Annotated in this window: 15 protein-coding genes; 2 read left to right on the forward strand and 13 right to left on the reverse strand. The window is 35.0% G+C overall.

Going from position 1 to position 13223, the window contains the following annotated elements; all coding sequences use genetic code 11:
• Nucleotides 1-41: 41 nt before the first annotated feature.
• On the reverse strand, nt 42-1043 hold the full coding sequence (locus ACJJVJ_RS09370) for a type IX secretion system membrane protein PorP/SprF (RefSeq protein WP_104514358.1): 1002 nt from the start codon (nt 1041-1043) through the stop codon (nt 42-44).
• A gap of 346 nt (nt 1044-1389) precedes the next feature.
• On the opposite strand from ACJJVJ_RS09370, the gene ACJJVJ_RS09375 reads away from it, so the two are divergent.
• Complete coding sequence (locus tag ACJJVJ_RS09375) at nt 1390-2301, forward strand: NifU family protein (RefSeq protein WP_104514357.1); 912 nt, start codon at nt 1390-1392, stop codon at nt 2299-2301.
• Nucleotides 2302-2345: 44 nt separating this feature from the next.
• The gene (locus ACJJVJ_RS09380; RefSeq protein ID WP_104514356.1) at nt 2346-2546 is read left to right on the forward strand and encodes a dodecin family protein; all 201 of its coding nucleotides are present in this window, start codon (nt 2346-2348) and stop codon (nt 2544-2546) included.
• Between the two features lie 2 nt (nt 2547-2548).
• Here ACJJVJ_RS09380 and tsaB read toward each other — a convergent pair whose 3' ends face one another.
• The 12 genes from tsaB to ACJJVJ_RS09440 all read right to left on the reverse strand — a co-directional run bounded on the left by tsaB (nt 2549) and on the right by ACJJVJ_RS09440 (nt 13215).
• Nucleotides 2549-3229 (reverse strand): tRNA (adenosine(37)-N6)-threonylcarbamoyltransferase complex dimerization subunit type 1 TsaB, encoded by a 681-nt coding sequence (gene tsaB, locus ACJJVJ_RS09385; RefSeq protein WP_405370002.1) that lies wholly within the window; start codon nt 3227-3229, stop codon nt 2549-2551.
• A gap of 22 nt (nt 3230-3251) precedes the next feature.
• The gene (locus ACJJVJ_RS09390) at nt 3252-4529 is read right to left on the reverse strand and encodes an efflux RND transporter periplasmic adaptor subunit (protein ID WP_104514354.1); all 1278 of its coding nucleotides are present in this window, start codon (nt 4527-4529) and stop codon (nt 3252-3254) included.
• A gap of 9 nt (nt 4530-4538) precedes the next feature.
• Complete coding sequence (locus tag ACJJVJ_RS09395) at nt 4539-5975, reverse strand: TolC family protein (protein ID WP_405370003.1); 1437 nt, start codon at nt 5973-5975, stop codon at nt 4539-4541.
• Between the two features lie 68 nt (nt 5976-6043).
• Entirely contained in the window at nt 6044-7201 is a 1158-nt protein-coding gene (locus ACJJVJ_RS09400) for an efflux RND transporter periplasmic adaptor subunit (RefSeq protein WP_104514352.1), read from the reverse strand.
• A 28-nt stretch (nt 7202-7229) separates the two neighbouring features.
• Nucleotides 7230-8489 carry an ABC transporter permease gene (locus ACJJVJ_RS09405; protein WP_405370004.1) on the reverse strand — a complete coding sequence of 420 codons (1260 nt, stop codon included), beginning with the start codon at nt 8487-8489 and terminating at the stop codon, nt 7230-7232.
• Between the two features lies 1 nt (nt 8490).
• Entirely contained in the window at nt 8491-9738 is a 1248-nt protein-coding gene (locus ACJJVJ_RS09410) for an ABC transporter permease (RefSeq protein ID WP_405370005.1), read from the reverse strand.
• Complete coding sequence (locus tag ACJJVJ_RS09415; protein ID WP_104514349.1) at nt 9731-10432, reverse strand: ABC transporter ATP-binding protein; 702 nt, start codon at nt 10430-10432, stop codon at nt 9731-9733. Before ACJJVJ_RS09415 ends, ACJJVJ_RS09410 begins: the two co-directional genes overlap by 8 nt.
• A gap of 147 nt (nt 10433-10579) precedes the next feature.
• The gene (locus ACJJVJ_RS09420) at nt 10580-10807 is read right to left on the reverse strand and encodes a hypothetical protein (RefSeq protein WP_104514348.1); all 228 of its coding nucleotides are present in this window, start codon (nt 10805-10807) and stop codon (nt 10580-10582) included.
• A gap of 9 nt (nt 10808-10816) precedes the next feature.
• Complete coding sequence (locus tag ACJJVJ_RS09425; RefSeq protein WP_405370006.1) at nt 10817-11338, reverse strand: DUF420 domain-containing protein; 522 nt, start codon at nt 11336-11338, stop codon at nt 10817-10819.
• Nucleotides 11339-11341: 3 nt separating this feature from the next.
• Complete coding sequence (locus tag ACJJVJ_RS09430) at nt 11342-12055, reverse strand: SCO family protein (protein WP_405370007.1); 714 nt, start codon at nt 12053-12055, stop codon at nt 11342-11344.
• Entirely contained in the window at nt 12045-12746 is a 702-nt protein-coding gene (locus tag ACJJVJ_RS09435; RefSeq protein WP_405370008.1) for a membrane or secreted protein, read from the reverse strand. The genes ACJJVJ_RS09430 and ACJJVJ_RS09435 overlap by 11 nt, the downstream gene beginning before the upstream one ends.
• A 73-nt stretch (nt 12747-12819) precedes the next feature.
• Nucleotides 12820-13215: a cytochrome C oxidase subunit IV family protein gene (locus ACJJVJ_RS09440; RefSeq protein ID WP_104514344.1), complete on the reverse strand. Its 396-nt coding sequence runs from the start codon at nt 13213-13215 to the stop codon at nt 12820-12822.
• Nucleotides 13216-13223: the final 8 nt, after the last annotated feature.

The raw sequence follows: 13223 nt of genomic DNA on the forward strand, positions 1-13223 counted from the left end.
CATAAAGCTATCCTTTTATATAATAATTGAGTTTTTTAAGACTACAAGTTAACCGCAGGACAGTTACAACTCCATCTATCTTTTCTACATAAGAAATCGATACCTAAAGTAATCTGGTGAAAACCACCATTTGCAAACTGTACATCACCAAACTGGTAACTGTAGTTATAACCAAATGTAAACTCTTTGTACTTTACACCAAGAATAGGAGAAAGAAGAGAAAGGTTTTGTTCTTGTACGCTAGTTCCATCTAAGAACTCAGCCCCATCAAAACTTTGACGGTAAGAAAGTCCCATGTAAAGAACACTAGTATCGTTAAGGTCATAATAAGCCTTTGCATTTATGTCCATAAATTGCTCTCCAGTGCGGTCCGTACGTTGATATAATACAGAAGGTTCCCACTGCCAGTCACTATTACGTGGCGCAAATAAATAACCTACTGTTGCAACATAACGACGCTGGTTAGTACTTTCAAAACCTTCAGAATAAATTTCACGGTTTTGGAAAAGAGCATTTTTAACAGTAAAGTGTGCATAAAATTCTTTGTAGAAGTAAGACATACCTATATCTACATTAAAGTAAGAATCACTTCTAAGAACTCCTGTAATAATTGGGTCAAAATCTGCAAGGTTAAAATCTGATTCATCTAGTCTACTTTGTACTAGACCAGCACTCATACCGAAGGAAAGTCTGTTTAAATCTTCAAAACCACCACCTATTTGTAAGTGATAAGCATAAGAAAGGTAAGCACCAGTTTGTGAGTGGTAACCGTTCTTGTCATTAAATAATATTGCTCCTATACCACTATTCTCTCCTATACCTGTATTAAAACTTAACGTTTGTAAGTTAGGCGCGTCTTCTTGATCAAACCATTGCTGTCTTACTGTACCTCTTACTTTACCACATGCCGCAGCTCCTGCCATAGAAGGGTGAAGTAAGTAATAGTTATCTGTTAGATAATCTAAATAAACTGGAACACCTTCTTGTGCGATGGCTAGCTGACCACTAAAAACGATAGCTAGTAAAATGAATAGTTTTTTCATGTTTAGTTTTGTGTAACTCTCTAACGTTATCAACGTTAAAAATGTTTTATACCTTGTTAGTTAATTGATTTTTCAAAAATGAAACAAATGAATTGCTTGGGCGCATTTTCTGAAAAACATCGTCTAAAAACCTAGGATTAGATGACAAGGTTTCAAATATATAAATTTTTGTTTTAGAACAAGGGTTTATAAGGATTATGTTGAACAACTAATGAAATAAAATCACAAATTTGTCCTATAATCTCACAGAATTGGTAAAACAAAAACCTTCATAAAATTAATCGATTGATTTATATGAAGCTTTACCTTCTTAAGCGCCTTATCTTTGTGTTAGATTAAAATAATTATGGAAAATCATCAAATTAAGGTTGTAAATACTAGTAATGAATCGATTGTAAAATTCGAAAGCAATCATTTCTTAGTAAAAAACCATAGTTACGAGTTTAAAAATATAGATGACGCAAAGCCATCACCTCTAGCACAACAGCTTTTTTACCTTCCTTTTGTAAAAACAGTTTATATCGCACAGAACTTTATCGCTATAGAAAAATATGATATTGTAGAATGGGCAGATGTACAAACAGAGGTGGCAGAGCAAATTGAGACTTTTCTCAATAGTGGCGCTACTCTAGTTACCACAGACCAAGAGAAAAAGAAAGTGCCCGTTACTGTTTATGCAGAGGCTACTCCTAATCCTAATGCAATGAAATTTGTTGCCAATAAAAAACTTACTGTAAACAGCAAGGAGTTTAAAAGCATCAATGATACTGAAGCAAACACACTAGCGAGAGATTTATATAAATTCCCTTTTATTAAGGAGCTTTATGTAGATGAAAACTATATTTCTATTCAAAAGCATGACGTCATTTCTTGGGACGAAGTAACTCACGAGGTGCGTTCTTTCATAAGAGAATCTATTGAAAACGGTAATTCCATAGGAGAAACAAAACATGAAAGTGCCGCTATTGTAAAAGAAAAAGGAGAGTCTACAGACCTACCTAAATTTGAAAATCTAGATGACATTTCTAAAAAGATAGTTGAGATTCTAGATGAATATATAAAACCAGCTGTCGCAAGTGATGGAGGTAATATAGTCTTTGAAGGTTATGAAGAAAGTAGTGGTGAGGTAAGAGTTATTTTACAAGGCGCATGTAGCGGCTGTCCATCTTCTACCATGACTTTGCGCAATGGTATTGAAACTATGCTTAAAGATATGATACCTGGTAAAATAGATAGAGTTGTTGCACTAAATGGCTAAAAAGTGTATCTTTTATGATTAATTAATCATAAAAAAATACAATCATGGCAGTTTTAAAAGTAATCGAGGTATTAGCAAACAGTGACACTAGCTGGGAAGAGGCAACAAATAAAGCCGTTGAACACGCTGCAAAAAGTGTGAAAAACATAAGATCTGTTTACGTAAATGAGCAAAGTGCTCAGGTAAAAGACGGTAAAGTATCTGAATACAGAGTGAATGTAAAAATCACTTTTGAGGTTAATTAATTCTAACCTGCTTTAAATTCTTTAAGGTAAAACGGTTCAAAATAAGCGACATCTACGGTGTCGCTTTTTTTATACTTTTCCATGGCTAGATCGCACATGGTAAGTGCCGTCGGATTAGAAGTCGTATAAGTATGCTGCTCTTCTTTTATAAGCTCTTCGAACTTAGTAATACCAGTCCCGATGAATGTTAAGGTTCCGCTTTCGCGAAAGCGAGAAAAACTTTCTTGATCTAATATAACCGCACTAACTGGCTCTATTTGTTCTGCTCCCTTAAAAACAGCCGCATATACCTCCATCCTTCTAGCATCTAGCATTGCGATAGAAACATTTGAACTGGTATTTTGTTTACTTAAAGATTCTAAGGTACTCACAGCCATCATAGGTATGCTTAAAGCGTAGCACAATCCTTTTACTGTAGCCACACCTATACGCAAACCGGTGTAAGAACCTGGACCTTCACTAACAGCAATACCATCTAGATCGTTTGCAGTGATATTATTACGTGTTAAAATCTCATTTATGTAAATATGCAGTCGTTCTCCATGGCTGTAACCATCACTATTATCTTCTATTAAATCTAGACAGTGGACAATGCCATATTCATTATCAAAACCTCCATTATCAGACGCTAGTGCAACAGAACAATTAGTAGAGCTAGTTTCTACACATAAAATTAAAGCCATAGGGATAGATGTGCTAGTTTACTTATTCTTCTGTAGAGTATTCTCTAGAAGTATCGTTATTCTTTGAATTAACCGCTTTACCAGATTTTAATGTCTTGGTAACCGTTCTATAAGGTCCGGTAATTACTTTATCACCTTTATCAAGACCAGAAAGTATAACGATATTTTTATCATCTTGAATACCTGTAGTTACTACTCTTAATTTTGCCTTACCATTTACTTCTAGATATACACATTCAAATTTTTCATCGCTCGTAGAAACACTACTTTTTGCTGGGAAAGCTTTTTCTACCGTATCATTTTTAATTACTATAGAACTTATAGGTACCGCTATTACATCATTCTTTTCTCTAGTTATGATATCTACTGTAGCAGTCATACCTGGTTTAAAAGGACTGTAATTTTCACTCTTACCTTCTACTAATTCTTTGTAACTGTCTGGCAAGATTCTCACTTTTACTTTAAAGTTAGTCACCTGGTCTGCACTTAATGTTCCTGTAGCGGTGTTTGCTATTTCTGTAACCTCACCTTTAAACTGTCTTTTAAGATAAGCGTCTACTTCTACTATAGCTTTGTCACCTACTTCTATCTTAACGATATCATTTTCATTTACATCTACCTCTACTTCCATTTGAGAAAGGTCTGCAACGCGTAGTAATTCTGTACCAGCCATTTGCTGTGTTCCTACTACTCGCTCTCCTAACTCTACCGCTAGCAAAGAAATAGTACCTGTCATAGGGGCAAAAATACTAGTACGCCCCAAGTTATCTGTAGCTTCATTAACTGTCGCTCCAGCACTTTGAACTGAATAGTAAGCAGAACGTTCTGCTGCTTTTGCTCTTTCATAAGACGCAGTGCTTGTATCAAAATCTGATTGTGAGATCACGCCTTTTTCAAAAAGGGTAGAACTACGCTGGTAGTTAGCCTTAGCTTCGGCAAGAGTTGCTTTTGATTGCTCATAACCTGCTCTAGTATTTGCTAGACCAGCTCTAGACCTACTAACACTAGATTGTAGTAAATCTGGGTTTATTCTTGCGAGTAAATCTCCTTTTTTTACGGCCTGCCCTTCTCTTATAGGTAATTCTATAATCTCTCCTGGCACTTCTGGTGATATACTTACCTCTACTTCTGGTGTTATTTTACCAGTGGCGCTTACTGTTTCTACGATGTTCATGGATTGCACATCCATAACCTCTACAGAAACACCTTTATCGCTAGAACCAGCGATTTTCTGGTAGCCAAAAAAGCCTATAGCTATAAAAGCTAGTAGTATTACTATAATTATTATCGCCTTCTTCATGGTTGGGTTTTAAAGTTTTAATTCTTCTGGAGCTATACCATTGAATAATTCCAATACTTTTAGCTTGAAGATATAATCGTATTTATTACTTAACAAAGAACTTTGAGCATTAGTAAGTGCCGTCTGTGCCTGATTAAAGTCAAAGGCATTCATAAGACCTACATTATAACGTTCTCTAGCATATTCAAATGCTTGTTCTCTAGCCTCTAATGCTGAGGACGCACTTTCATAAGCTGCCTTAGAACCTTTAGCATCATTATATGCTTGATAAATATTACGTTTAAGAGTCAGTTTAGTCTGGTCTTCTGTAAGTTTATTACTTTCTACATTAATCTTACTACGTGCAATATTATTGCTCACAGACCAACCGTTAAAAATAGGTACACTAAGACTTAATCCATAAGAGATACCATCATTACGTGATAATTGATCAAAAAATGGATCTGGATTACCTACCGTAGATGTGAAGTTAGGAGCAACGACACTCTGGTTAGTCCCTTCTACAATACCTATCTGTCTTGTAGGTGCATTAGGATCTAAAAAAGAATTAAAATTACCTTGTCCCGACTCTCTAGTATTGTAATTAAAGAAAGCTGAAAGCCTAGGCAACACAGCTGCCTTTGCAATTTTATAATCTTGCTCTGCCAGTAATGTATTTTGTTCGGCTATTTTTACTTCAAATCTTTTTGAGCGTGCATTTTCATAAATATCTGTCACCGCTTTATCCAGCACAAAACCATTAGGATCTGTTAAATTAGGATCTTGCACATCAAAATTTGTAAAGTCATCTAAATTTAAAATTTGAGCTAAAGCGATTCTAGAATTAACGATATTATTAATGGCAGATATAATTTGTTGCTCTTCGTTTGCATAAGTGGCTGCTATTTCTAACAAGTCACCACGAGGTAAAGAGCCAGCTTCTACTAGTTGAGATGTACGATCTATTTGAGCCTTAGTCAGTATATGTTGAGTTTCTAGTCTTTTTAAATTTTCTTTATTAAAAAGAACATTCAGATAAGAGTTTGCAACATTAAGTAAAGTATTATCTTCTATTAACTCAGAATTATATTCTCTTGCTAGAACACTCATCTTTGCTCTTTGCAATCTATAAACATTTGCCCAACCATCAAATAACGTTACTCCAGAGGTGATTCCATAAGAAGAATTACGAGTGGTTTGAGTTTGTAAAACTCCTGTAGTAATATTTTGAGTAAGACCAGTATTCCATGAATTACTAGCACTTGCATTAAGTGAAGGCAAGAAAGAACCTAGGGCATCTTTCTTATCTAACTTTGCAACCTCTGTATTCAGGTCTGCTTGTTTTATATCTATATTATTCTCAATAGCATACTGGACACATTCTTGTAGGGTCCAGATTTTTGTCGATTGCGCTTTCGCGAAAGCGAAACTTAAAAGAACAATGCTGCAAATTATTAACTTCTTCATAATGTGATAATGTCTATATGTAGATTAAAAATGTAATTTGTTACAGAAAAAATAGAAGCCTCTAAAAATTAGCGCCCAATAGGTGCTTTAAGAGGGTTCCAAACTTTAATTTCATCCGACTCTGTGACACCACTTTTAATCTCTACGTTGATACCGTCGCTTAAACCTAATTCTACATCTCTTCTTTCAAATTCTTGATCACCTGTCTGAATTTCTATAAAAGGTTTTTTAGTTTTAGGATCGTATTGCACAAGCGCTTCTTTAACTGCTAGCACATCAGTTACTCTATCTAAGATAATACTCGCATTTGCGCTGAGACCTGCACGTACAAATGTAGAATCTTGGGCAACAGTTTTTAATGTTCCTTTTATGGCAAATTGTATAGCACCATTTTCTGCAATACCCTTAGGCGCGATGTAGTCTAATACGGCATCAAATTTCTTATTATTATAAGCTCCTACTGTAATCTCCAGTGGCAAGCCTTCTTTGATTTTACCTACTTCACTCTCGTCCACTTTACCTTCAAAAATCATTTTCTTAACATCTGCAATTACGGCAATAGAAGTACCGTCATTAAAGTTATTTGCTTCAATTACTTGATTTCCTTCTTTTACTGGTACATCTAGCACCATACCAGATACTGTTGCACGTACACTTGTGTTAGCATATTTACCTAATCCAGCAGTGGTACCTGTTCTAATGATGTCATAATTTTGCAATGAACTGGTTAAACTAACTTGTTCTTGCTTATAACGTTGCACCGCATTATTGTATGCATTTTGTGCTAGATCAAAATCATTTGCTGCAATAACTCCTTTATCAAAGAGCGCTTTTTGTCTGTCGTAAATAGCTTTTTGGTTATCTCTAGCAAGTTTTGCTGTTTCTACCGTAGTGCGCTGTCCTGCAATATTGTTTTTTGCATTAGTAAGAGAGCTCACGTTAGGAACTACTTTAATATCTGCTATTAAGTCACCGGCCTCTACATAATCACCTGCTTCTACATGTATTTTATCAATCACACCAGAAATATTAGGTTTAATATTCACCTCTTCTTTAGGGACTATACTACCTGTAGCAACTGTTTCTTTTAGTATGGTCTTTGTCTCAGCTTGCTCTGTCTTATACTCCATAGGATCTTCAAGATCTTTAGTATAGATATACCAGATTCCTGCTGCTGCTGCAAACAAGATTACTAATAATGTTATGACGGTTCCTGTACGTTTCATTTATAATGTATTAATGGATGATTCTTTTTTATTCTGTTCTTAAAGCGTCTACTGGCTTCATGGTAGTAGCCCTAGAAGCCGGTATAAAACCAGCGAGTAGTCCGGCTATACTTAATATTATTAAAGCAATAACTACTACTACAATATTTACTGAAGGGTTTGCAAAGTTCTCTACTGGCCCATTATTATCTAAGAAGTAATTCATAAACCAAATAAGCCCTGCGGAAAAGGCAATACCTGCAAGCCCTGAAATTAATGTCAATACAATAGACTCTTGTAAAATTTGAGATTTAATAGCCCATGGGGTAGCACCTAAAGCGCGACGTACACCTATTTCATTAGTACGTTCTTTAACTACAATAAGCATAATGTTAGAGATACCTATACCACCAGAAAGCAATACCAATGCACCTACAAAATATCCTACAAAAGAAAGGATATCAAATAGACCTGTAAATTTTGCAAATAACTCTGCTCTATCAAAATTACCTATCGCACGTTTATCATCTGGATGAACACTACGTTGTTCTCTCATAATAGAAAGCACTTGCTCTTTAACATCTGTTATACTGACGTTATCATGAGCGGTTATAGCCATCCACTGTACATTATCAGCAGTATTAAAAGCCTTGGCAAATGATGTAAATGGAATAAAAATAGTATTAGCCTCTTCCTCACTATCTCCTTGGGTATTCGGATTTTCAAAAACCCCTACGACCTTAAAGTTTACTCCTTGTAATTTTATATAAGTTCCTATAGGCTCTTCACCTATATCATAAAGTGATTTTACCACATCAGTACCTATTACGGCACTTTTCATCTCTTTTTGAATATCAGAATAATTGAGCCACCTACCTTTTACAATATCCATATATTGCTGGTATATGTATTCTGGATAATCACCGTTTACTTGAAAGGCTCCAGTTTTCTCATCGCGAGTTACATTATTTGCACCCTGATAACCACCTAACTGCTGTCTAGGGGAAACATATTTAAGTGAAGGCATTTTTTCTTTGAGCACTTCAACATCAGCAAGTTTGAATTGAACTCTGCGACCTTTATTCATTCCTTTATAAGGTACTGAGGTACTTTGACCCCACATGAACATAGAGTTAGTAGCGCTATTTGCAAAATTTGCAGTAGCGCCATTTCTCAATCCATTAGTTAACGCTAGTAATGCTACTAATATAAAGATACCCCAAAACACACCAAAAGCGGTAAGCAATGTTCTCAACTTATTAGCATTAAGTGCTTCTATTATTTCTATCCAGCGGTCTCTATTGAACATATTACTCGTCTCTTAAGGCTTCTATAGGTTTAATATTTGCAGCTCTTCTAGCAGGAATAAAACCAGCTAATGTACCTGCGACAATTAGGATAATTACCGTGGTTATAGAAGTAGTAAAATCTACTGTAGGGTTATTTATAAAATCAGTCTCTGCATATGGCGCGATCAACTGTAATAATCCTACACCGGCAAACAGACCTATTAATCCAGAAAGTGCAGTTATAAAGATAGACTCTTGTAAAATCATCCATATAATTTCACTAGGTAATGCACCTAGTGCTTTACGTATCCCTATCTCTTTTGTTCTCTCTTTAACGACTATCAACATGATATTACCTACTCCTACTATACCAGCGATAATAGTACCTATACCTATAAACCAAAACACCATTCTTATTGTGTCGATTAAACTGTATATTTTCTTAGCTTCTTCAAGAGTATCGTTAACTCTTACAGCAATTCTATCGTCTGGAGCAACACTAAATTTTGTTCTTAAATCTTGATCTATAGATTGTCTCATTGCAGCACTAAGAGCTACAGCTTCGTCAAAGTTGTCACTCATTTTAACCGTATAAGCAATACGGTTGATATTCTCTCCTGCGTTAAATACTTTTTGCGCTGTAGTCATGGGTATAAATAACCTAGACTCTTCTCTACTACCGCCTGGATCTGTATAAACACCTACCACAGTAAAGTTGATGTTGTTATTAACCAAAATAACCTCTCCTATAGGATCTGTATCAGGAAAAAGATCCTCCTTCATTTGATATCCTAACACGGCAACTTTGCGAGACTCGTCCACGTCAGACTGACTTAAGAAGCGTCCTTGAGTTAAAGTTGCATTTTCAATAAATTGTTGATCTGGGAAGGCACCTTCTATGCGATAACTACCTTGTTTTTCTTTATAATTAATTTCTCCACCCCAAGTATTATAAAGACTAGTTTTATACTCTATTTGATCCTCATACTTAACATTAAGAGTCTCGTAGTCAGAATTAGTCATTTGTAATTTCCTACCAGGATTAAGTCCATTAAAACCTTTGGTAGTAGTACGTGTACTTACTTGTATACGATTAGTAGCATCACCCTCAAACTGAGTACGAACACCATTTTCAATTCCTGATGAAAAACCTAACAAAATAACCAATATAAATATACCAGCTGCTACCGACAGACTAGTCAAAAAGGTACGTAGCTTATTCTTACTAATGGTTTCAAAGATTTCTTGCCATCTCTCAATATTAAACATGAGCAGATGCTTTAATCTGATTTACTAATCTATCATCTATAATTCTACCATCTTTAAGATTCACGACACGTTTAGTCATTTCGGCTATATCAGGTTCGTGTGTAACGATAAGAATAGTTCTACCTTCTTCATTAATACCTTGAATAAGCTCCATAACTTCATAAGAGGTTTTTGTATCTAGAGCTCCAGTAGGCTCATCGGCAAGTAACACTTTAGGGTCACTAGCAAGAGCACGTGCTATGGCAACACGTTGTTTCTGACCACCAGAAAGTTGATTAGGCAAGTGATTTGCCCAGTCTGCAAGACCTACTTTTTCTAGGTAATGCATAGCCTTTTCATCACGTTCTTTACGACCTACTTTCTGATAATAAAGAGGCAAGGCCACATTATCAACGGCGGTTTTATAATTAATAAGATTAAATGATTGGAAAATAAAACCAAGAAACTTGTTGCGGTATTGAGCAGCAATTTTTTCGTTAAGGTTTTTTATAGGCGTATTATCTAGCATGTAAGTACCCTGATCTGCCTCATCTAGCATACCTAATATATTAAGTAAAGTAGATTTACCAGACCCTGAAGAACCCATTATAGAAACCAACTCACCTTCTTTTACAGAAAAATCAATACCTTTTAAAACATGTAATGACGTATTTCCTGTAACGTAAGACTTCTGCAGATTAGTAATTTCGATCATGGCTAGTGTTTATGAAACCTAATTTAAAGGCCTATTTCTAATAGACCCTAAAATTGCGCACTTGTTACACTAAAAATTATAATAAAATGTTAATATACATAAATCAACATCTATTTGAAATCTCTATAGATAGTGACTAACAGATTATTACGATTCCATCTCCTTAGAACCCTTTTGAGTATTTCTATAAATCATGTAAATAATCGCACCTACTAACAAGTATGGAAAAACCATTAAATAGGTGATTCCATTGTTAAGCCCTTCAGCAGCTGCGGTATCTCCAGAACTTTCTATAACGGCACGGCACATGGCGCATTGCGCTTTCGCGAAAGCGGGAAAACTAAAAACAATAACTAGAATAAATAATTTTTTCATAGTACAATATTAGTAGTAAGGTTGCATGAAAACATACACTAAAACACCAGTCACCGCAACGTATAACCAAATAGGAAACGTCCAACGAGCTATCTTTTTATGCTTTTCAAACTTTTTATTCCATGCAAAATACATCGTGTATAACACTAATGGCAGTATAATTCCAGAAAGAACGATGTGAGTTAGGAGTATGAATAAATAAAGTGCTTTGAGCGGTGCCTCATCTGGATAAGGTACTGGATCGTTACTGATTTTAGAAATCACATAACTTACTAAAAACACAGCACTCAATAAGAAGGCTGTCGTCATAACCCACCTGTGCGCTGTTCTACTTTCCTTTTTAATAAGAATAAAACCTGTAGTTAACAACACAGCGGTCATACCATTAATAACTGCATGAAATAACGGCAACAAACCAGATTCTATACCTAAAAAGTTATAACGCTCTGGCATAAGCATTAAAAAAACAACTACTAGCGGTACTAGAATAGAAATAATTATAATTACAGCGGGACCTCTTTTCTCTAACATATTTTACTTATTTAAAAGTGTTTCTGCATCTTCAATAATCTCATTTAATTGGGCAGGTATATCATCTTCCTGAACACCACTGTAGTGATATATCCAGTTTTCATTATCCTTATCGATACGCACTTTACGAGAGCGTATGTAACCATCACGATCTACTAACGCAAAATTACCGCTGTGTTCAAAACGTATCGCCTTGTCATCACTCTCGCCTACATAGGCGTTAAACCCTTCACGACTTAGTTTATAAGTAGCTTCTTTATCTCCTACTAGAAATTGCCAGTGATCATTTGCATCATACTTAGCAGCATACTCTTTTAAAACCGCAGGTTGATCATGATCTGGATCAATAGTAATTGAGACAGTTCTAAAGTCTTCATGACTAGAAAGCGCTTCACTAACCTTGGACATATTGATACTCATAGGAGTACAAATAGTAGGACATGTGGTAAAGAAAAAATCTATCACATAAACCTTACCAAGTAGTGAATCGTTAGTAATAGTATCGCCATCTTGATTTATAAATTTAAAATCTGGGACTTTATTGAATTTCTTTAGGAACTTATCTCCTACAGGCACGCGATCTTCTGACCTGTTGCTATCTACTATCTTATCTTTATTTACATAATGAATAACATTAGTAACAGCAAAGTAACCAAAAATGATAATTATAATACCTAACCCTACGTAGTATGGAGTATCGCTTTTCTTATCGCTCATCTTTCTGTATTTTTTCGTCTCTATTTTTCTTAAATGCAAATCTATACTCTGCAAGCAAGACTCTTATATCATCCATCATTCTTTTATTAAGATTTGCAATAAGATAAGTGTCATAACCGTAAACCATACCCAATTCTGGGTCGTCATTGCGACCTCTTAAAGACATTTGTTTATCGATTATAAAAGCATGCTCTGAAGAGAGATCTTTATTGAGACTTAAGTCAGACTCAAAAGAATTGAATAATTTATTTATAGCATCATCACTACCCACTAGAAAATGCCAGTCATTAAGATCTGTACTTTCTGACATTTGCAACTTAATCTCTTCTATATCTTTTACTCCAGCTTCTGGAAGAATACTTATCATTTGAAACCCATCAAACTCATGAAAGTCTTTATAGATTTTTTCATTCACATTAGACACATATCCTATTCTCTTATAAGGCTGATTTCCCAAAAAGGTAACAATAGACACACTATCTTTTAAATGAATAGTCTCACCATCTAAGTTCCTAAAACCGTCTAGGCTTGAGACCTTTTCTGTTACAATAGGCAATGTTTTAAAGTGATGTTCTCCATTTAAGAAAAACAAATAAGTAAGCAATGGCAACGCAAATAGTATTACTAGAACGCTTATTATCGCCACCCTACTAGTTTGCTTAATCCCTTCGGCTTCAGGAAATTTAGACATAATTCTTTTTTAAAAATGAGGTATAAAAAAGGACGGAAAAACCGTCCTTTTTTATATGTTTATTTAGTAGCCACTAGAAGTCAAAACTTACAGCTGCATTTTTATAAACTTGATAAATATATTCTCCTTCTACTAATAGAATAACCATTAAGTATATGATTAAGAAAACTGAAGTCCATACCACAGATCTTCTTAAACCACTTGCCTCATCTCTCATGTGCATAAAGTCCCATGTGATGTAATAAGCTTTTACTAATGTAAGAATTATAAATATCCAATTTAATAATTTGAGACCTATAACCTTTGCATTTAAAAAATCTGGTTTAATGTAACCTAAAGCTACTTCTACTATCGTTATTAAAGAAAGGAATATTAATACACCCCAAATCTTCTGCGTATTAGATTTAAACTTTAAAGTTCCTCTAAAAATCGCTAATTTATGTCCGTCGTGTGCTGCGTGATCTGCCATTTTAATAT

The sequence above is a fragment of the Nonlabens sp. Asnod2-A12 genome (assembly GCF_045063745.1).
Classification (GTDB): Bacteria; Bacteroidota; Bacteroidia; order Flavobacteriales; family Flavobacteriaceae; genus Nonlabens; species Nonlabens xylanidelens.